Annotated in this window: 19 protein-coding genes; 10 read left to right on the forward strand and 9 right to left on the reverse strand. The window is 64.1% G+C overall.

The window, feature by feature from the left end; all coding sequences use genetic code 11:
- Window positions 1-12: 12 nt before the first annotated feature.
- The gene (locus MHM84_RS16590; protein ID WP_239267452.1) at window positions 13-1137 is read right to left on the reverse strand and encodes a phosphatase domain-containing protein; all 1125 of its coding nucleotides are present in this window, start codon (window positions 1135-1137) and stop codon (window positions 13-15) included.
- 104 nt (window positions 1138-1241) lie between these two features.
- Window positions 1242-1805 carry a type 1 glutamine amidotransferase domain-containing protein gene (locus tag MHM84_RS16595; protein ID WP_239267453.1) on the reverse strand — a complete coding sequence of 188 codons (564 nt, stop codon included), beginning with the start codon at window positions 1803-1805 and terminating at the stop codon, window positions 1242-1244.
- A 254-nt stretch (window positions 1806-2059) separates the two neighbouring features.
- On the opposite strand from MHM84_RS16595, the gene rmuC reads away from it, so the two are divergent.
- Window positions 2060-3481 (forward strand): DNA recombination protein RmuC, encoded by a 1422-nt coding sequence (gene rmuC / locus MHM84_RS16600; RefSeq protein WP_239267454.1) that lies wholly within the window; start codon window positions 2060-2062, stop codon window positions 3479-3481.
- A 64-nt stretch (window positions 3482-3545) separates the two neighbouring features.
- Here the strand turns inward: rmuC and MHM84_RS16605 are convergent, their stop codons facing one another.
- The gene (locus tag MHM84_RS16605; RefSeq protein ID WP_239267455.1) at window positions 3546-4019 is read right to left on the reverse strand and encodes a Dps family protein; all 474 of its coding nucleotides are present in this window, start codon (window positions 4017-4019) and stop codon (window positions 3546-3548) included.
- A gap of 104 nt (window positions 4020-4123) precedes the next feature.
- Window positions 4124-5302, reverse strand: a complete 1179-nt coding sequence (locus MHM84_RS16610) for a glycerate kinase (protein WP_239267456.1) — start codon at window positions 5300-5302, stop codon at window positions 4124-4126.
- Between the two features lie 180 nt (window positions 5303-5482).
- On the opposite strand from MHM84_RS16610, the gene MHM84_RS16615 reads away from it, so the two are divergent.
- The 4 genes from MHM84_RS16615 to MHM84_RS16630 are packed head-to-tail and all read left to right on the forward strand — an operon-like array spanning window position 5483 to window position 9526.
- A complete protein-coding gene (locus MHM84_RS16615) occupies window positions 5483-6031 on the forward strand; it encodes a hypothetical protein (protein ID WP_239267457.1) in 549 nt (182 codons plus the stop codon).
- Window positions 6028-6384, forward strand: coding sequence for a hypothetical protein (locus MHM84_RS16620; protein ID WP_239267458.1), 357 nt, complete (start codon window positions 6028-6030; stop codon window positions 6382-6384). The genes MHM84_RS16615 and MHM84_RS16620 overlap by 4 nt, the downstream gene beginning before the upstream one ends.
- Window positions 6381-8195, forward strand: coding sequence for an ATP-binding protein (locus tag MHM84_RS16625; RefSeq protein WP_239267459.1), 1815 nt, complete (start codon window positions 6381-6383; stop codon window positions 8193-8195). Before MHM84_RS16620 ends, MHM84_RS16625 begins: the two co-directional genes overlap by 4 nt.
- Window positions 8192-9526, forward strand: a complete 1335-nt coding sequence (locus MHM84_RS16630) for a sigma-54 dependent transcriptional regulator (RefSeq protein WP_239267460.1) — start codon at window positions 8192-8194, stop codon at window positions 9524-9526. The genes MHM84_RS16625 and MHM84_RS16630 overlap by 4 nt, the downstream gene beginning before the upstream one ends.
- Window positions 9527-9794: 268 nt before the next feature.
- Here the strand turns inward: MHM84_RS16630 and MHM84_RS16635 are convergent, their stop codons facing one another.
- On the reverse strand, window positions 9795-10223 hold the full coding sequence (locus MHM84_RS16635; RefSeq protein ID WP_239267461.1) for an HIT domain-containing protein: 429 nt from the start codon (window positions 10221-10223) through the stop codon (window positions 9795-9797).
- Window positions 10224-10433: 210 nt separating this feature from the next.
- Between MHM84_RS16635 and MHM84_RS16640 the strand changes: the two genes are divergently transcribed.
- The 5 genes from MHM84_RS16640 (at window position 10434) to MHM84_RS16660 (ending at window position 14971) form a co-directional block, all read left to right on the forward strand.
- Window positions 10434-11462 carry a TAXI family TRAP transporter solute-binding subunit gene (locus MHM84_RS16640; RefSeq protein ID WP_239267462.1) on the forward strand — a complete coding sequence of 343 codons (1029 nt, stop codon included), beginning with the start codon at window positions 10434-10436 and terminating at the stop codon, window positions 11460-11462.
- 96 nt (window positions 11463-11558) lie between these two features.
- Window positions 11559-13688, forward strand: a complete 2130-nt coding sequence (locus MHM84_RS16645; RefSeq protein WP_239267463.1) for a TRAP transporter permease — start codon at window positions 11559-11561, stop codon at window positions 13686-13688.
- Between the two features lie 83 nt (window positions 13689-13771).
- A complete protein-coding gene (locus tag MHM84_RS16650) occupies window positions 13772-14518 on the forward strand; it encodes a sulfite exporter TauE/SafE family protein (protein WP_239267464.1) in 747 nt (248 codons plus the stop codon).
- Between the two features lie 88 nt (window positions 14519-14606).
- A complete protein-coding gene (locus MHM84_RS16655; RefSeq protein WP_239267465.1) occupies window positions 14607-14735 on the forward strand; it encodes an entericidin A/B family lipoprotein in 129 nt (42 codons plus the stop codon).
- A gap of 107 nt (window positions 14736-14842) precedes the next feature.
- Window positions 14843-14971 (forward strand): entericidin A/B family lipoprotein, encoded by a 129-nt coding sequence (locus tag MHM84_RS16660; protein WP_239267466.1) that lies wholly within the window; start codon window positions 14843-14845, stop codon window positions 14969-14971.
- 62 nt (window positions 14972-15033) lie between these two features.
- Here MHM84_RS16660 and MHM84_RS16665 read toward each other — a convergent pair whose 3' ends face one another.
- The 4 genes from MHM84_RS16665 to MHM84_RS16680 are packed head-to-tail and all read right to left on the reverse strand — an operon-like array spanning window position 15034 to window position 19032.
- Complete coding sequence (locus tag MHM84_RS16665) at window positions 15034-15789, reverse strand: ABC transporter permease (RefSeq protein ID WP_239267467.1); 756 nt, start codon at window positions 15787-15789, stop codon at window positions 15034-15036.
- Window positions 15780-16835 carry an ABC transporter ATP-binding protein gene (locus MHM84_RS16670; RefSeq protein ID WP_239267468.1) on the reverse strand — a complete coding sequence of 352 codons (1056 nt, stop codon included), beginning with the start codon at window positions 16833-16835 and terminating at the stop codon, window positions 15780-15782. Before MHM84_RS16670 ends, MHM84_RS16665 begins: the two co-directional genes overlap by 10 nt.
- 31 nt (window positions 16836-16866) lie before the next feature.
- A complete protein-coding gene (locus MHM84_RS16675) occupies window positions 16867-18072 on the reverse strand; it encodes an ABC transporter permease (protein WP_239267469.1) in 1206 nt (401 codons plus the stop codon).
- 42 nt (window positions 18073-18114) lie between these two features.
- A complete protein-coding gene (locus MHM84_RS16680) occupies window positions 18115-19032 on the reverse strand; it encodes an ABC transporter substrate-binding protein (protein WP_239267470.1) in 918 nt (305 codons plus the stop codon).
- Between the last annotated feature and the right edge of the window lie 28 nt (window positions 19033-19060).

Raw genomic sequence — 19060 nt, forward strand, 5'->3', positions numbered from 1 at the left:
CCCGCGCCCCCCTCAGGGGGGCAACTGGTTTTCCCGGTGAGTCTCCTGTTTGACCGCCTCCAGCCCGGCCGCGGAAATCAGGCCTTGGCTACGGGCGTGCTCGGCCATATGCACACTATCGGAGGCCAGCACCAGATCGCAGCCGGTTTCGGCGACCTCCTTGGCGAGGCGAACGATGGCATCGTCGCGAGAGGCGTCATGGTTGACGTTGCGGATGTAGATCGCGCGGATACGGCCGGGATACGCATGCACGATACGCGCATAGGTTTCCGGGTCGTGTTGACCGCTGTCGCCGATCAGCACGAAGGGCAGGTCGCTATACAGCCCCAGCATCTGCTCGATCAGACGCGCCTTGTGCTCCGTGGCGCGGCGGGGCAGCGGCCGCTGTAGGGTCAGACCCCATTCGCGCAGGAACAGGATGGGCCCCACGGGGATGCCGTTGCGCTGGAAGAACTCCTCGAGCACTTCGTAGATGCTCCATGGCCCGCGCGACACGTAGAGCATCGGCCGCCGGCGCTGGCCATCGGGACCGGCGAACAAGGCCTGGTAGAACGCGGCGACGCCCGGAAACGCCGTGCGCTGATGAGCTTTCTTGAAGAATAGCCGGTACATCATCTTCAGCTTGTTGGCGACGCCGGTATACATCACCGTGTCATCGATATCGCTGATCACGGCCAGATCGACGGCGGCGGGCGGTACATAAATTTCCGCGGCGCTGTTGACGGTGCGCTGACTGGGCATGGTCACGCTGAGCTCGCCGCGATGCCAGCTGCGATCGGCCGGTAGCATCGGCTGGGTGATCAGATGAACGTCGAAATAGCCGTCGCGATCGGTGGTGACCGTCTTCTGCCGACCATTCAGGTAGAGCGTCACCTCGACATGCTTGACGCCCCAGCGAAACAGCCGGCGCACGACGTCGACCACATCACGCAGCAGGGTGCCTTCCCGGAGCGGCAGGCCCAGGCTGGGCTGGCGGAAGACCCGGCCCATGACGAACACTTCCTTGGTCGAACCATAGCCGCGATAGGCGTGAACCACGACACCGCCGCGTCCGCGATCCGACTTCATCGGCCGGGCGAGCAGATGCAGTAGCCGGCGAGCGGTCTTGCGTAGCGGCGAAGGAACGTGTCGTGGCATGGCGGCCCTCCGATGGCCGGTAGGATGAGTCTCTTTCAGTGTACACGCACACAAAATACCCGCCTCACGAAGAGGCGGGCATTCAGTACGCTCATGCCGTAGTCTCAAGCATGCTGATTGGTGTGCTTGCCTTCGCAGATCTCTTCCACCAGCTTGCTGCAGAAGGCGTCGAGATCCTTGGGGGTACGGCTGGTGACTAGCCCGCTGTCGACCACCACTTCCTTGTCGACCCATTCGGCGCCGGCATTCTTCAGATCCTGAGATAACGAGGGGAACGAGGTCATGGTGCGCCCCTGGACGACCCCGGCGTTGATCAGGACCCATGGGCCGTGACAGATGGCGCCGACCGGCTTGTGCGCCTCGAAGAAATGCCGGGTGAAGGTCAACGCCTTCTCGTCCTGGCGCAGATTGTCCGGGTTGAACAGACCGCCCGGCAACACCAGGGCGTGATAGTCGGTCGGGTTGGCCTCATCGAGGCTCTTGTCGACATCGTAGGTTTCGCCCCAATCGGTCTTGGCCCAGGCGCGGATGCCTTCCTTGCTGGGCGCGACGATATGCACGGTCGCCCCGGCGTTTTCCATGGCTTTCCTGGGCTCCGTGAGTTCGGATTCCTCGAAACCGTTGGTGGCGAGAATGGCGACCTGCTTGCCGTTCAGTTGCTGACTCATAGCTACCTCCTTGCTCCTTGCAGCCACGAAAGCGGCACTGAATCGACTCCGGTAGACTGGAGCCGGGGTGACCGGATACCTTCGCGGCGATCCATGAAACCTGTCAATCGCTACTATCCCTGTCCTTGGGGTTGCCGATGACGATAACAAGGGACAGGGTGTTACAGAACGTACAGCGAGTCGCGCTCGTCGGGCACGACTCTGAAAGGATAGAAGATGATTAGCGTCCTACAACTGTTGGGGAGCCTCCGTGCATGGCAGCAGTGAGCGAATTGCTGTCTTCGTCGGCCTGGCAGGCCGTCATGGCGGCGGGACTGGCCGTCGTGATCGGTCTGTGGCTGGCGACGTGGCGGCGGGCGAAACAGCGCCAGCAGGCGTTGATGCAGCGTCTCGACGAGAGCGAAGCGCTGCGCCAGCGCCTGGAACAGGAACTGGCCCATAGCGATGCCCAGCTCGACGGCGTGCGCGAACAGTTGACCGAACGCGACCAGCGTCTCGACGCGCTCAACGAGCGTCTGGCGGGGTTGCGCGAGCGCCAGGCGCGTCTCGAGGCCGAACGCGACCAGCAGCGTACGCACCATGCCGAGAAGCTGGCCTTGCTCGAGGAGGCGCGCGAGCGTCTCAAGCAGGATTTCGAGGTGCTGGCCGGGCGCATCTTCGACGAGCGTCAGCGTACCTTCGCCAGCCACAGCCGGGAGAGCCTGGAGGCGCTGCTCAAGCCATTCCGCGAGCAGGTGGGCACCTTCCAGCGTCGCGTCGAGGAACTGCACGGCCAGGACAGCCGCGAGCGCACTACGCTGCGTGCCCAGATCGAACAGCTCGCCGGGCTCAACCGTCAGATGAGTGAGGAAGCCGCCAATCTGGCCAAGGCCCTCAAGGGCGACAAGAAGATGCAGGGCAACTGGGGCGAGATGGTGCTGGAGACGGTGCTGGAGCGTTCCGGCCTGCGCCGCGACATCGAGTACCGTCGTGAGGTGTCCATCGACGGCGATAATGGCCGTCAGCGTCCCGACGCAGTGATCTACCTGCCCGACGACAAGCACCTGATCATCGATGCCAAGGTCTCGCTGAACGCCTACGTCAGCTACGTCAACGCCGAGGACGACACGGCGCGTGCCGCGGCGCTCAAGGCGCACGTCCAGTCGGTGCGCAGCCATGTCGAGGCCTTGGTACAGCGCGACTACGCGCGCCTGCCGGGGCTGACCTCGCCCGATTTCGTGTTCATGTTCATGCCGGTGGAGCCGGCCTTCGCGGTGGCCTTCGAGAACGATGATCTGCTGTTCCAGGATGCCTTTGCCCGCCACGTGGTGGTGGTGACGCCGACCACGTTATTGGCGAGCCTGCGTACCGTGGCCAGCCTGTGGAGCCTGGAGCGTCAGAACGAGAATGCCCGCCTGATCGCCGAACGTGCCGGACGACTGCTCGACAAGTTCAGTGGCTTTGCCGAAAGTCTCGAGGAGGTGGGAAGGCATCTGGAGCGAGCCCAAAGCAGTTACGGACAGGCCATGAACCGGCTCAAGACCGGGCAGGGCAATCTGGTCAGCCAGGCCGTGGAACTCGAACGCCTCGGCGTACGCATGAAGAAATCCCTACCCGAGCAACTGCGACGCGAGGCCGAGCTCGACGAGGTGGAGCGACCGAAAATCAGTTGGGACGAGCAGGAGGGGACGCAGTGAGCGACCCAAGACAACGCCGCCCGAAAAGGGCGGCGTGATGTGCAAGCGATGACCTGCGGATCATTCAGCCCAGGTAGGCGTTGAGCATCCAAACGGCTTTTTCCTGCTCGCCGATGTAGTCGCTGATCTGTGAGGCAGTACCTTCGTCGTCGGCCTCGGAGGCGACGACGAGCACTTCGCGCTGGAGCCCGATCAGGGTCTGATACCCCTTGACGATACCGCGTACGCAATCCGAACCGTCCAGAACGTTCTTGTCTTCGGCGATACGCGTCAGCTCCATGTAATCGCTGTAGGCATGGATCGGCCGATAGCCCAAAGTCAGGATACGTTCGGCGACCTCGTCGATCTTGGCCAGCAGGTCGGTGTAGTGTTCCTCGAACTTGTCATGCAGCTCGAAGAACTGCTTGCCGCGCACGTTCCAGTGATAGCCGCGCACGTTCATGTAGAAAACCTGATAGTTGGCCAGCAGCGCATTGAGCTTGTCGGCCAGCTGGCTGGCCTTCTCGGCATTCAGGCCAATGGCATTGGTGTCGGTCATGAACTTTCCTCCATGAGTGATGAAACCTGCCTCAAGGCTAGCGTATTGGCCAGGGAAGAGACAGGCAACGACGTGCATAGCCTATATAGGATTGAGCAATCGATTCATTCATGGTGATTGGCAGGCACGCTTTCAAGTGCATCGGGATTGCCTGGCGCTGCGTCAAACAGCCGCGCAATGCCCTCGGCGCGGTCGGCGAGCAGCTCGGCGCAGCGCGGCAGGGCCTCGTCCAATGTCATCAGCCGGTCGGCGAGAGCGAAGGCGGCGGTGACGCCCTCGTCGTAGGCTGCCTGCCAGCCGCTGCCCAGCCGTCCGGCAAGCACTACCACCGGCACGCCATGCCGCCGGGCGGCGCGTGCGATGCCGATGGGCGTCTTGCCGGAAAGGCTCTGGCCGTCGAGCTGCCCTTCGCCGGTGATCACCAGGGCTGCGTCGTGCAGGTGACGATCGAAACCGGCCTGGTCCATGACCAGCTCGATTCCCGGACGCAGCTCGGCGTTGAGGAACGCGCGCGCTGCAAAGCCCATGCCCCCGGCGGCACCGGCACCCGGCAGATCGCGATGATCTTCGCCCAACGCGTCGGCGACCCGGTCTGCGAAATGCGCCAGTGCGGCGTCGAGGCGTTCGACATCCGCTTCGCTGGCCCCTTTCTGGGGCCCGAACACCGCACTGGCGCCACGTGGCCCGAGCAGTGGGTTGTCGACATCGACGGCGGCATCTACCCGTAGCCGTGCCAGGCGCGGATCGAGCTTCGACAGGTCGAGCCGGTGCAGATCGGCCAGGGCCGCCCCGCCTGGCGGTAACGGACGGCCCTCGGTGTCGAGCAGGCACGCCCCCAGCGCCTCGAGCATACCGGCACCGCCATCGTTGGTGGCGCTGCCGCCGAGGGTCAGCAACAGGCGCTCGGCGCCGGCATCCAGCGCGGCGAGGATCAGTTCGCCGACACCGCGGGTGGTGCTGTGCAACGCGGTGCGCTGCTGCTGGGTCAGCGCCTGGAGGCCGCTGGCCTCGGCGAGCTCCACGTAAGCTGTGCGAGTGTCGGCATGCCAGCCCCAGCTGGCTGTGGCCAGGCGACCCAGGGCATCATGCACATCGGCCGTGCGTCGTTCGGCGCCGGTAGCGGCCAGCAGGGCGTCGAGCGTACCTTCGCCGCCATCGCCCATGGGGCATTCGATGAGCTCCGCCTCAGGCAGGGCGCGGCGCAGCCCGGCGGCAATGGCCGTCGCGGCAGCCCGGGCCGGCAGGGCATCCTTGTAGCTGTCGGGAGCGATCAGGATCCTCATGCGTTCCTCGCTGGGTTATGGTTATCGTCATGACTATCGCGCACTCCGTGGACGACGACAACGCGCGTGCCGGTGCATGAGCGACATAGACTATTGCTTCCCGGCATTCGCTCGGTCGTGACTACGCTCAATTCAGGCCGGGCGCTAACTGCCAGGCAACAACCCTGCGTGAGGTGAACCATGCTCAGCTTGCGAAGCAGTTTGATCGTGATGGGCGCCGTAGTGCTTGGCGGCTGCCAGTCCCTGTCTTCCCAGGATCCCTTGACGACAGCGGAGGCCGACGTGCCGGCGCAGTGCCAATGGGCGCGCAGCGGCGAGGTTACCCGCGAGCGCTGGATGCGCGCAGCGGTAGCCGAGCTCGAAGCGCGTAATTACATGATTACCAATACCGAGGCCGAACTCGGCGTGATCAGCGCCGAACAGCACACGCGCCGCCCGGGACTGGGCGCGGCGGGTGGCCCCTGGTTCGGGTTCGGTTCGATGTGGGGAGGCTTTGGACGTCGCTCCGGCGTGTCGATAGGCTATGGGGTGCATTTCGATGACGACCCGCTGGAAGTCGAGCGTCTCTCGGTCGTCATCGACGAGGACAGAGTGACCGTGACCCGGGATGCCAGCGTCATCGATGATGGCTACCTGGTCGATGCACGTCCGATCAACCGGCCCGATTTCTGCCGCGATTTCAGTGCGGCCATCGAGTCCCGCCTGCTCGTGGAGGGCCCCTTGCAATGAAACGCTTGTCGATAGTGCTGCTGTCGTTGGCGCTGACGGCATGCGCTGCAACGCCGACACCCTTGCCCGATCGTCAGCTCCGTGTCGAGGCATCGCCCGAGCGGGCGCTGGAGGTGGGGCTGGATGCGCTGGTCGAGCGCGGCTTCGTGATTCGCCTGGCCGATGTCGAGCTGGGACGTATCGATGCCGTGCGTGCGGCGCGGCCGGGCTATGTGGTCCATTACAAGGTGCGGGAGGAAGCGACCGGCACCTGGATCGTCCTGTCGGGACGTCGTGGCACGGGGGCCATCGAGCCCTCTCGCTTCGATCCGTTGCTGGATGACATCGCCGCGCGTTTGGAGGCGGCGCAGTGAGGGAGAGGCGCCGACAAGGTTTGCAGCGAGGATTGATAGGGGGCCTGAGTGTCCTGGTCGTGGTATCTCTGTGGTGGGTGTGGCACTGGCAGCTTACCGGCGAAACCCGCGAGGCCATCCGGCATGCCGAAAGCCGTCTGGCGCTCTACTCGAGCAGTCTCGAGGGCGCCCTGCAGCGCTTTACCTATTTGCCCGGCCTGCTGGCCCGACAGCCCCTGATTCGCAGCGCCTTGACGGAAGAAGCGGCGACGGGGAGCGAGCGCATCAATGAGCATCTGGCGCGTGTCGCCGAACGTTCGGGGGCCGAGGCGATCTATCTGATGGATACGCAGGGCGATACGCTGGCGGCCAGCAACTACGCGTCTGCGCAGAGCTTCATCGGTCATCGTTATCATTACCGCCCCTATTTCATCGAAGCCATGCGCGGCAATCAGGGCGAATTCTTTGCGGTGGGCAGCACCACCGGACGCCCCGGCTATTTCGTGTCGGCTCCCGTATATGCGGGTGGCGATGCCCGGCGGATCATTGGTGTACTGACGGTCAAGGTGTCGCTGGAATCGCTGCAGGCGGATTGGCGTCAGGCCGACGAGAAAGTGCTGTTGACCGATGCCAATGGCGTGGTGATCCTGTCCAGCCGTCCGGCCTGGCGATTTCACCGCCTTGGATCGCTCGACGACGACGCCTTGGCAACCATCCGCAGCCAGCGCCAGTTCATCGGCAATCCATTGGCCCCGCTGGGCTATCGGCTGGCCGATGGCTCCCTGCTGATCGGCTCGGCCGGGGTCGGCGAACGCTTCTTTACCCAGGCCAGCCCACAAGGCACGCTGGGCTGGACGATGCACTATCTGGTCCCGGTCCGCCCACTATATGCCGGTGCACGCAATGCGGTACTCGCCGGTATCGCCGTGTGGCTGGCGCTGGTACTGCTCGGGTTGTGGCTGCGCGAACGTCAACAGCGCCTGCGCCTGCGGTTGCGCGAGGCCAGCATCATGCGCGACGCTAACGAGCGTCTGGAAACCCGGGTGGCCGAACGCACCCGCGAGCTCGAATCGGCCCAGGCCGAACTGGTCCAGGCCGGCAAACTGGCGGCGTTGGGCACCATGGCGGCGGGCATCGCTCATGAGCTCAACCAGCCGCTGGCGGGCATTCGCACCTATGCCGCCAGCGGTGCCCGGCTGCTCGAACGTGGCCGCCAGGAGGCGGCCGCGGACAACTTCCAGCGCATCCAGGCCCTCTCCGATCGCTTGGCCACCCTGATCCGCCAACTCAAGCTGTTCGCCCGCAAGGGCGGCGCCCGAGAACCGGTCGATCTGCTGGCACGTCTCGATTTCGTACTCGAATTGCTCGGTGAACGACTCTCCCGCCAAAACGTCGCGTTGCATCTCGACCTGCCCGACGAGCCGTTGCGGCCGGTCTGGGTGGCAGGTGACGATATCCGTCTGGAACAGTTGCTGACCAACCTGCTGCGCAATGCCTTGGACGCCCTGCGCGAGATCACGTCCCCCAGCCTGGAAATCCGTGTCGCAATGCATGACGAGACGGTCGTGCTGACCGTTACTGATAACGGACCGGGTATCGATGCGCAGGCGCTCAAGCACCTTTTCGACCCGTTCTTCACCACCAAGCGCGTCGGTGATGGGCTGGGCTTGGGCCTGTTCATTTCCTACGGCATCGTGCAGGATCTCGGCGGTCGCATCCATGCCGACAACCGTCCGGCATCGCAGGGCAGCGGTGCCCGTTTCCGCGTCGAGCTGCCTGGGCTGCAGGGCAAGCGGCAGACCCGGCCAACCCGCGAGGAGACCCTGACATGAGCGAGCTGCCTGTATGGCTGGTCGATGATGACCCAGGCGTGCGCGAATCGCTGACCCAATGGTTGGAACTGTCCGACCTGCCGGTGCGGGCCTTCGACTCTGCCGAGACGGCGCTCGCCGAGCTCTTGAATGGCGCCGATTGCGGCGTGCTGATTTCGGACGTGAAGATGCCCGGTCTCGATGGCCTGGAACTGCTGCGCCAGGTGCAGGCGTGCGATGCCGGTCTGCCGGTCATGCTGATTACCGGCCACGGTGACGTGCCCATGGCGGTCGAGGCCATGCGCGAGGGGGCCTGGGATTTCATCGAGAAGCCCTTCGAGCCCGAGCGGCTGGAGGAGCGGGTGCGACGTGCTCTGGAGCGGCGCCTGTTGCACCACGAGAACGACCGTCTGCGCCAGGCGTTGCGCCAGGGCGATCTGGCGGCGCGCCTGCTCGGCGAGTCGCCCGGCATCCGGCGCCTGCGCGATCAGATCGGCAACCTGGCCTCGACACGGGCCAACGTGGTGATCCGCGGCGAGACCGGCAGCGGCAAGGAAGTCGTTGCACGCTGCCTGCACGATTTCGGCATGGCCCGGCAGGCACCGTTCGTGGCACTCAATTGCGGCGCCATCGCTCCCGATCTGATCGAGTCCGAGCTGTTCGGCCACGAGAAGGGCGCGTTCACCGGCGCGCTGGAAAGCCGCATCGGCAAGCTGGAGCATGCCAGCGGCGGCACCCTGTTTCTCGATGAGGTCGAGTCGATGCCGCTGTCGGCCCAGGTCAAGCTGCTGCGTGCCCTGCAGGAAGGCGAAATCTCGCGGCTGGGCAGCAATGACGTGATCCGCCTCGATCTGCGCGTAGTGGCTGCCACCAAGCTCGATTTGCTGGACCTGGCGGCGCAGGGCGAGTTCCGCGAGGACCTCTACTACCGGCTGGCCATCGCCGAGCTGGTCATTCCGCCGCTGCGCGAGCGCCACGAGGATATCGGCATGCTGTTCATGCATTTCTGCCGGCAGGCGGCCGAGGTTCACCAGCGTCCGCCGCGCGATCCCGACGGCGAGCTGCTTGCCGCACTCGGCCAGCATGCCTGGCCCGGCAATCTGCGCGAACTGCGCAACGTCGCCACGCGCTTCACGCTGGGGCTCGACGTGCCCCAACTGGCCGAGCCGGCCAGCGACAGCGAAGGCTCGCTCAGCGAGCAGGTCGCCGCCTTCGAGTCCGCCTTGCTGCGCGCCGCCCTGGTTCGTCATCGCGGCAATATCCAGGCGGTGCTGGATGAGCTGGAGCTGCCGAGGCGGACATTGAATCAGAAGATGCAGAAGTATGGACTACGTCGCGAGGCCTTCCTCTAGCTCATATCTGAAAAGTGCCTGTGCGCGGCCATACGGCGTTAAAAATCGGTTCGGAGTGCTCATTTACACTTAGTAAACTCCGCTTCCTCACCGCTTTTGCCTGGTCTGGCCATTGCTCGGCAACTTTTCAGATACGACCAGAGGGCTTGGTTAGAGCCTGTGCTCGTGACGGATGCCGGTGGCTTTTACGCTTCAGTGCGCTGCCAATTTCCACCGTCTTGCCGATTTATCCAAGAATTCCATCTCTGTTGGCTTGCCAGCGAGAACCTCACTTGGGCCCGTCGGGCAGGGTGTTGACGAGCATCAACAGCTGATCGCGTATCTCGGCGAGGGCATGGGTGTCGTAGGGCTGACGCTCGCCGACGCCCCACACCGGAGCCGGCCAGGCGGCGTCGTCCTGGCGGCGCAGGATGACGTGGACGTGGAGCTGCGGGACCTGATTGCCGAGGGTGGCAATATTCAGCTTGTCGCCGTCCAGGACGGTCTTCATGCCATGCGCGAGCGAGGTGGCTTCGCGCCATAGCTGGGTCTGGTCCTCCGCCGACAGTTCATGGACCTCACTGATGTCGGCGCGCCGAGGCACGAGAATCAGCCACGGGAACCGCGCGTCGTCCATCAGGCAGACCCGGCACAGCGGCAAGTCGGAAAGGTGGTGCGTGTCCGCGTCCAGACGCGGATGGAGCTGGAAGTCGTTCATTGCCGCTCTCCTCGGACATCCTTCGTCGACCTATCGGCAATTTTTTGCCGATGCGTCTCGGCGCTATCGGCGGAAACTTGCCAATGGCGTCGATGCTCGCCTGCCATGCTATCTGTAACGTTATGATTAATCGGTGATTTCGAAATTTGGCAAGGCCCTTGCAATATGACTGATGCAGACAATAAACGCCAGTTTCTCCAGGAGAACAATATGCACAAGCGTCAGTTCCTCAAGACCACGCTGGGTCTCGCCACGGCCGCTGCCCTTGGTCTGTCCGCTTCCGCCGCCATGGCCCAGGAGCAGGGCGCCCAGTACATCATGGGCACTGCGACGACCGGCGGAACCTACTATCCGGTCGGCGTTGCGCTCTCCACGCTGGTCAAGGTCAAGCTGGAGCCGAGCACCGGCATCTCGCTGTCGGCGATCAGCTCCGCCGGGTCCGGTGAGAACCTCAAGCTGATGGACGAGGACCAGGCCCAGTTCGGCATCCTGCAGGGGCTTTACGGCGCCTATGCCTGGAACGGCACCGGCCCGGTTCCCAAGGCGTACAAGAACCTGCGCAGCGTGTCGATGCTGTGGCAGAACGTCGAACACTTCGTGGTCGACAACGAGATGGTCGACTCGGGCACCATCGAAGACATGACCAACCTCTACGGTGAGCCGTTCTCGATCGGCGCGCGCAACTCGGGTACCGAGGGGTCAGGTCGCTACATCCTCAACCAGCTGGGTATCGATCCGGAGCAGATGGACCTGGCCTACCTCGGTTATGGCCCGAGCGCCGATGCGCTGCAGAACGGCACCATCGAGGGCATGAACATTCCTGCCGGTGCACCGGCTTCGGCAGTGACCCGTGCCTACGCCAACATGGGTGGCGACATCACCACGCTGGACTTCACCGAAGAACAGCTGAAGAAGGTCAACAGCGAGTTCGACCTGTGGTCGGCCTACGAAATCCCGGCCGAGACCTACCCCAACCAGACCGAAGTCATCAACACCATTGCCCAGCCCAACATCCTGGCGGTGCGTGCCGACGTGCCTGCGGATCACGTCTATGCGCTGACCAAGGCGATGTACGAGAACCTGCCGTTCCTCAACAACATCCACCCGGCCACCAAGGCCATGGCGCTGGAGAAGGCCATTGCCGGCCTGCCGATGCCGCTGCATGAAGGCGCGGCCCGCTACTTCGAGGAGCAGGGCCTGGAAATCCCCGAGCGCCTGCAGCCGGTGCCTGCCGAGTAAACCGTCCCGACCTACCCAGCCCGTCGAGGGCTGGGACAAGCGAGCCGTCCGGCGATCATGTCCGGTCGGCTCGTTACCGATCCTGAGGAGTGATCCGTGAGCGACCCGAACATCGAAAAGGTCCGCGACGAGAGCGCCAGCGAGGCCGAGGAACGTCTTCAGCATCCCTGGCTGGGGCGTTTCCTGTTTGGCTTCGCCATCGTCGTGTCCCTTGTCCATCTCTATTTCAATACGTTCTCGACGCTTTCCACGCTGTGGACGAGCGCGATGCACTTCGGCTTCTTCGGTGTGCTATGTGCCCTGTCGGTGCCAATGGCGAAAGTGCAGGGCGCTGGCGCCAAGCGCCTGGTGCTGGGTGTGGACATACTCCTGGCCCTGGCGACGGCAGGCTGCGTCATCTATCTGATGACGTTCGAAGACGCCCTCTACGCGCGTGGCGTGACCTTCGTGACCTCGGACTGGATCGTGTCGAGCGCTGCCGTCGCTCTGATCCTCGAATTCGCCCGTCGCACCACCGGCTGGTTCATCCCCGTGCTGTGTATCGTCGCACTGACCTATGTGGCCTGGTGGGGCCAGTACGTCGATGGCGTGTTCAACTTTCCCGGGCTGAGCTGGGAAACCGTACTGTTCCGTAGCTACATCGGCGGCGAGGGCATGCTGGGCTCGATCGCGCGGATCTCCTGGACGTACGTGTTCATGTTCATTCTCTTCGGCGCCTTTCTGGTCAAGTCCGGCGCCGGGGATTTCATCATCGAGCTGGCGCGCTGCGCCGCCGGGCGTTTCGTCGGCGGCCCGGGCTTCGTGGCGGTGTTTTCCTCCGGCCTGATGGGCTCGGTGTCCGGCTCGAGCGTGGCCAATACGGTGTCCACCGGGGTCATCACCATTCCATTGATGCGCAAGGCCGGCTTTCCGGCACGCTTCGCCGCCGGCGTCGAGGCGGCGGCCTCCACCGGCGGGCAACTGATGCCGCCGGTGATGGGGGCGGGGGCGTTCATCATGGCTTCCTACACCCAGGTCTCCTACCTGACGATCATCGGTGTGGCAGCCTTGCCGGCGCTGCTGTACTTCCTGTCGGTGGCGATGTTCGTACGCATCGAGGCCAAGCGCAGCAATGCGCAACATCTTGCCGATCCCAATGCGCCGAAGATCGGCGAGGTACTCAAGGGTGGCTGGCACTTTCTGTTGCCGCTGGTGGTGCTGGTCGCTGCGCTGATCTACGGCTTCACACCGACCTATGCCGCTGCCATTGCCATCGTTTCGGTGATCGTGGCGTCATGGCTGTCAAAGAAACCGATGATGCCGCGTGACATCATCGACGCGTTGGTGCTGGGCAGTCGCAACATGATCACCACCGCCATCCTGTTGATCACGGTGGGCCTGATCGTCAACGTGGTCTCGACCACCGGTATCGGCAATACCTTCTCGCTGATGATCACCGACTGGGCCGGTGGCAGCCTGCTGGTCACCATCTTCCTGATCGCCGTCGCCTCACTGATCCTGGGCATGGGCCTGCCGGTCACCGCGTCCTATATCGTGCTGGCCACGCTGTCGGCACCGGCGCTCTACAACCTGATGGCGCATGCCCAACTGCTCGACCTGATCGTCGCCGGCAACCTGCCCGAGCAGGCCCAGGCGATCTTCATGATCGCCGCACCCGATCAGATGCAGGCGCTGTCGGGTCCGATGAGCATGAGCGAGGCCAAGGCGCTGCTCGACAAGGTGCCGGATACGTTCTCGAGCCAGCTCTACGAGCAGGCGCTGTCGCCGGTTTTCCTGACCATGTCGCTGGTCGCCGCGCATATGGTGATCTTCTGGCTGTCGCAGGACTCCAACGTCACGCCGCCGGTGTGCCTGACCGCCTTCGCCGCGGCGGCCATCGCCGGTACGCCGCAGATGCGCACCGGCTTCACGGCCTGGAAGCTGGCCAAGGGCCTGTATATCGTGCCGCTACTGTTCGTGTGGTCGCCGCTGATCACCGGGACGCCAGTGGAAATGTTCACCGTGTTCGTGTTTGCGCTATTCGGCGTCTACGCGATCATCGCCGGCCTGGAAGGCTATCTGGAGCATGAGCTGCCGTGGTGGCTGCGTCTGCTGATGTTCCCCATCGGCGCCCTGATGCTATGGCCGCATGGTATGCTGAGCGTCGATCTGGCCGGCGTGGCGATTTTCCTCGTCGTCCTGGTGTGGAGCGGCCGACAGGGGCGTTCTACCCCCCGCCTGGCATGAGCGTTCTTGTGTGACGTGACGACGCCCGCTCGTGTATCGAACACCGGCGGGCGACAGGGTGTTGACGTCGTTAAGGAGAGGCAATGAGCCTGCTGGAAGTCCTGGCTCTGGTGGCGATCGGTGGCGTGGCCGGCTTCATCAATGTGTTGTCGGCGGGTGGTTCGATGCTGACGCTGCCTTTGCTGATGTTTCTGGGGCTGCCGCCTCAGGCCGCCAACGGCACCAACCGGGTCAGCATCGTGCTGCAGAGCGTGGCGGCGGTCAGCGGCTTCTTCCGCGCCGGGGCGCGTGAGATCGGCATTAGCCTGAGGCTCTCGGTACCTGCCGTGCTCGGCTCGCTGCTCGGCGCCTGGCTGGCCCTGCAGGTATCGGATGCCGTGTTCGAGGCGGTGTTGATCGCTGCCATGATCGCGGCCTCGGTCATGATGCTGTTGCCGCAGCCCCGCCTGGATACCCGCACGCTGACCCCCGAGCGTCTGACCCCGGTCGTCTATCTGGCGATGTTCGTGATCGGTCTTTACGGCGGCTTCATCCAGGTCGGTGTCGGTGTGCTGTTCATCGCCGTGCTCTATCGCCTGCTGCGCATCGATCTGGCCCAGGTCAATGTGTTCAAGGTCTTCATCATCCTGCTCTACACCCTGCCGGCGTTGGCGATGTTCGTGCTCGACGATCAGGTGCGCTGGGGCTACGGCTTGTTGCTGGCCGTGGGCAGCATGGCGGGCGCCTGGCTGGCGGTCAGGGTCAATCTGGGCCCGCGCGGCGCAGTCTGGGTAAAGTGGCTGACCCTGGCGGTGATCATGGCGATCGTGGTGCGGCTGGTATTGTTCTGAGCGTCGGGCCGTCAGTTTGGCTACCCCTTGCCGAGAGGCCTCGCATGGGGGATAACAATGCTTTGAGTGGTCGAGCAAGGGAAACGTCATGAACAGAGTCGTGTGGATATCCGTGGTGCTGATGCTGGTGGCGCTGACAGGTTGCAATACCATGCAGGGCTTCGGCCGGGATGTCGAAAAGGTCGGCGCCGAGATCGAGGAGGCGGCCAACCGGTAACCGGTGGGCAGAGGGTGCGTAACGCTCGGTTAACTGTTACGCTGCAGACAGGTGGTCTTGCCGCCTGCTTTTCCGAATCCCAAGGAAATCACGTTAAGGAGGACATGATGAAAAAGATTTGGACGCTGACTTTCGCCCTGCTGATGGCCGCGACGGTACTGACCGGTTGCAACACCCTGGAAGGTGCCGGTGAAGACATCGAGCAAGGTGGCGAGGAAATTCAGGACGCTGCCTGATCGACTATGCATTCCAATCCCTGGTGGGTGTCTACCCGCCAGGGATTTTTCATTTCCAGGGCTCATTCCCCGAAGGTGAAGCGCCGCTCCAGGCGTTCGAACAGCAAGTCGCTGACGATTGCCAGCAATCCCACCAGTACCGCTCCCTGAATCACGTAAGCGATGTTGTTGCCGACCAGGCCGGCAATGATCGGTGTGCCTAGGCTCTGGGCGCCCACCGTCGCGCCGATGGTCGCCGTGCCGATATTGATGATCACCGACACGCGAACCCCGGCAATGATCACGCGCATGGCCATGGGCAACTCCACGCGGCGCAGGATCTGGCTCTGGGTCATGCCGATGCCGCGTGCCGCCTCGAGTGTCGTCGGCGGCACGGTGCCCAGTCCGGCGATAGTGTTCTGCACCACGGGCAACAGGCCATAGAGTGTCAGGGCGACGATGGTCGGCACGAAACCGAAGCCGGCCAACGGCACCACGATGGCGAGCACGGCCGCCGGTGGAAAGGTCTGGCCGATGGCGGCCAGTGCCGACACCATGGGCTCGAACTCGCGCCCGCTGCGTCGCGTCACGAACAACCCGGCGCCCACACCCACGCTGACCGAGATCAACGACGACACCAGCACCAGCAGCAGATGATCCAGCGTCAACTGCAGAAAGCTCTCGCGCCGATAGACAGGATTGTTGAGCTCGGGGAAGAGCGTCCGGAACACTGGCGCCAGATGCTCCATGAACAGGACCAGCAACACCAGTAGCACGCTCAAGGCCACCAGCAACCGGTCCCGGGATGCCGCAGGGCGTTTCAGGCTGGCTACGCGCATGGTTGCTGACCCATCACGCCGTGCATGGTGACCTCGCCGATCAGCCGTCCCTGGTCATCGAGTACCGGCAATACCATGACTCGGAACCACACCATGCGTGAGAGGGCCTCCTTCATGGTCATACCGGGCGTTGCACTCCACTCTTGGTTCACCTCGGTGCGCTGTTCCCTGTCCTCGGCATTCAGCCGACCGCCATGCAGGCAGATGGGGCGTCCCTCGGCATCGGTTTCCCAGGTGTAACCGGTCTGGGCTAGCGAAGCATCCTGCACTGTGGCGTGCTGCTGGTACTGATGAACCCAGCGCCGCGAGAGCAGCTTGAGGCCCAGGTCGGCCTTGCCGATGAAGCTGCGCACGAAATCGTCGGCGGGACGGGTCAACAACTCGATGGGACGGTCGTACTGCACCAGCCGTCCGGCGTTGAGCAGGGCGATGCGTGAGGCCAGCTTGAGCGCCTCGTCCATGTCGTGCGTGACGAAGACGATGGTCTTGCGCGTGTGCTGGTGTACGCGTAGCAGCTCGTCCTGCAGCACCTCGCGAGTCAGCGGATCGACGGCGCCGAACGGCTCGTCCATCAACAGCACTTCGGGGTCTGCCGCCAGGGCGCGGGCCACGCCGACGCGCTGGGCCTGACCGCCGGAGAGCTGGTGCGGATACTTGTCGCGCAACTCTCCTGCATCCAGATGAAACAGCGCCATCAGTTCGTCGACACGCTCGGCGATACGCGATTTCGGCCATTTGAGCAGGCCGGGCACCACGGCGATGTTCTCGGCCACGCTCCAGTGCGGGAACAGCCCAATGGATTGGATGGCGTAACCGATGCGTCGTCGCAGTTGTTCGGCGGGCAGACGTGTCACATCGTCGTCACCCAGCAGGATTCGCCCGCGCGAGGCTGGGATCAAGCGATTGATCATGCGCAGGGTAGTCGACTTGCCGCAGCCCGATGGGCCGATCAGCACGCCGAATTCGCCGCTGTCGATGCGTAGCGAAACATCGTCGACTGCCGCCTTGTCGCCGTAGATCTTGGTCAAGCCCTGGAGTTCGATCATGGGCTCCGCCTTGGGTTGAAAAGGAAAGACGTCATCGCGTGCCTGCCGGTTTGCTCAGCACGACCAGAATCTGCAAGAGGAAATCGGCGACCACGGCCAGGGCGATGGTCGGCACGGCGCCGAGCAGCACCAGGTCGATGGCGTACTGGCCCAGACCCTGGAAAATGAAGGCGCCCAGGCCACCGGCCCCGATCAATGCCGCAACGACGGTCAGGCCGATGGCCTGCACGGTCACGATACGCAATCCCGAAAGGATCACTGGCAACGCCAGCGGCACTTCGACCCGCCACAGGATCTGGCGTGAAGTCATGCCCATGCCGCGTGCCGCCTCGATGGTCGTGGCCGGCACGCCGGCGAAACCGGCATAGGTGTTGCGCACCACGGGCAGCAGGGAATACATGATCAGCGCGATGATCGCCGGCGCTGCGCCGATCCCACCGACACCCAGCGCCTTCAGCCAGGGCAGGGCCTCGCCGAGGGCCGACAGTGGCGCTACCAGCAACGCGAAGAGGGCTATCGAGGGAATGGTCTGGAAGAAGTTGAGCACCCCGAACAACGGGCCGCGTGCCGTCGGGCGGCGGCGCGCCAGCAGGCCCAACGGCAACCCCACCAGCAGCGCCGGTCCCAGCGCCAACCCGACCAGGCGCAGGTGAGTCAGGAATTCCGCGGTGAATGTGTCCCGGTTGTTGGCATATTCGCGCATGATCGACAGCGCATCGAAGATGCCGCTGGCAAACAGCGCACCGATCACGACACCCAGGCCGACCGTATACAGGCCGCGCAGGGCGAGACCGATGTTCAGACGCTGGAAGGCGTCGACGATCATCAGTACCGGGCAGAACACCAGAATCCAGAAGGCGGCCCCCTGCGAGACGCGAGCGGCCGACGAGGCATCCTGCAGGGCGCGGGTAGCGTAATCGCCGAGACCGTAGAGCACCAGGAGCAGCCACAGGGGGGCGGCGCCCAGCGTCACCCAGCGCGCTGCCCGGGCGGGAAAGGGACGTGGCAGGGCGCAGAGCGCCAGCACTCCAGCCAGTGCCGCCAGGGACAGCCACTGCCAGGGCAGCAAGGCTGTCGTCACCCCGACCGACTGGCCGGACATCAGCCGGTTGGGTGCCATCGCCGCGAACGGCAACAGCGCGGCACCCAGCAATGCGGCCACCAACAAGGTCAACAGCACCCGGTTGGCTATGACAGGACTGATGCGACGCTCCTCTGGGGCTCGCCCATCAGTCATGGCATGCCGGCCCTGTCACGGATAAGCGGTATATCGGCGGCATCAGTCCAGAAAGCCCTGGTTCTGCAGGTAGTCGCGCGCGACCTGGTTGGCGGGCTGCCCTTCCACCTGGATGCGGCTGTTGAGTTCCTGCAGCGTCTCGCGATCCAACGACTCGAACACCGGCGCAAACAAGCCTTCGATCTCGGGGTTGGCCTCGAGCGTCTCCTGACGGATCACCGGCGCCGGTGCATAGACCATCTGCACGCCTTGGGTATCGTCCATGACCTTGAGGCCGGCCGGCTTGATGGCGCCGTCGGTGCCGTAGACCATCGCTGCGTTGGTGCCGCTGGTGCCCTCGGCTGCAGCGCGGATCGTGGCGGCCGTGTTGCCCCCGGAGAGCACAAGCAGCTGGTCCTGGTCGAGCTGGAAGTCATAGGCCTGTTGAAAGCTGGGCAGGGCGGCCTCGCTCTCGACGAACTCCGCCGAGCCGGCGAGCTTGACGTCGCCGCCCTGGCTGACCCACTGACCGAAGTCTTCCATGCTCTGCAGGTCGTTCTTTTCGGCCACGTCGTTGCGCACGGCGATGGCCCAGGTGTTGTTGGCCGGCGCCGGCGTCAGCCAGACCACATCGTTGTTCTCTCGATCCCACTGGCGGATCTTCTCGTAGCCGGCCTGGGCATCTTTCCAGGCGGAGTCGTCCGTGGTGTCGGTGAAGAAGGCGCCGTTGCCGGTGTACTCGGGATACAGGTCGATCTGATCCTCGAGCAGCGCGGTACGCACGATGTTGGTCGGGCCGAGCTGGAGCTTGTCCTCGACCTCGTAGCCGGCATCCCGCAGCAATTCGATCAGCATATTGCCGAGTAGTGCGCCTTCGGTGTCGATCTTGGATGCCACGCGAATCGGGTCGGCAGCCATGGCCTGGCTCACGGTCAGAGCCGTGCCGAGCGCGATGCCGAATACGTTGCCAAACCTGCTCATTAGCTTTCATCCTCTGGTTGCAATGCGA

The organism is Halomonas sp. McH1-25 (assembly GCF_022348165.1).
In the GTDB taxonomy this organism is placed as follows: Bacteria; Pseudomonadota; Gammaproteobacteria; order Pseudomonadales; family Halomonadaceae; genus Modicisalibacter.